Source organism: Herbiconiux daphne (assembly GCF_024979295.1).
In the GTDB taxonomy this organism is placed as follows: Bacteria; Actinomycetota; Actinomycetes; order Actinomycetales; family Microbacteriaceae; genus Herbiconiux; species Herbiconiux daphnes.
Genome location: NZ_JANLCJ010000339.1, coordinates 1 through 753, shown reverse-complemented (window position 1 = coordinate 753; position 753 = coordinate 1). Strand labels below are relative to the sequence as shown.

The 753-nt window shown below is 35.2% G+C and carries 2 protein-coding genes; both read left to right on the top strand.

What is annotated here, in order from left to right:
• Positions 1-151 precede the first annotated feature (151 nt).
• Positions 152-508: a hypothetical protein gene (locus N1032_RS25095; RefSeq protein WP_259543288.1), complete on the top strand. Its 357-nt coding sequence runs from the start codon at positions 152-154 to the stop codon at positions 506-508.
• A gap of 43 nt (positions 509-551) precedes the next feature.
• Positions 552-722, top strand: a complete 171-nt coding sequence (locus N1032_RS25090) for a hypothetical protein (protein ID WP_259543287.1) — start codon at positions 552-554, stop codon at positions 720-722.
• Positions 723-753 lie beyond the last annotated feature (31 nt).

Below are 753 nucleotides of genomic sequence, written 5' to 3'. Positions count from 1 at the left end.
ATAATGGATATTATTGGCTTATGATTAACGGTGAACAAACAATTGGTAAATTCTATTCTGGCGTAAATAGTTTTGAAATAATTGGATGGGAAATTCCAGTTGATTATGACGATGCAATTGTAGGTAATCGTATTATTCAATAAGGCAAGTTATGAAAGTAATTCTTCCTGTTAATTTTGGAAAGGTTGTTCTTATTAAAGATACCAATGGTGCTTATCGACCTGCCATTGGTAAATCTGACTCCGACGTAGGTAAGATGGCTGAACATTATTTCGGGATGCATGGATCTACATATGTCATCGGTTCAGCTATGTTTGGTTCGGAAATAGTTGAGTTCTACGTAATGGATGTTCAACAAACTATTCCTTCAACCCGTGTATCAGATTCACAAATGGTTGAAGTGGAATTAAGTGAGTTAAAGAGACTAGTGTTCCCTTCTAATGTACCTATTAATATGTTTTTGAATCTAGGTATTCGTTTATATTATGATAGGAACCCAAATGACTGAGTTATCTTTCAAGTTACTACCAACGAATGTACATAGTACTATCATGTATACGAATTGGAAGGGTGAAAAACGTGAGCGTCAGATTGTCCCTATTAAGATGTGGTATGTCAGTACTGAGTTCCACCCCAAACCACAAATGCTTTTACAGGCATTAGATATTGAAAAGAATCAAGTACGTGATTTTGCTGTAAAAGATATTGAACCAATTGTGTAGTTCTGCGATAGATAAACAGAGGTCAATAGAG

What these genes read in the sequence shown, in the direction of transcription:
- N1032_RS25095 (WP_259543288.1), top strand. Translation starts at nt 152, where the DNA reads ATGAAAGTAATTCTTCCTGTTAATTTTGGAAAGGTTGTTCTTATTAAA.
- N1032_RS25090 (WP_259543287.1), top strand. Translation starts at nt 552, where the DNA reads ATGTATACGAATTGGAAGGGTGAAAAACGTGAGCGTCAGATTGTCCCT.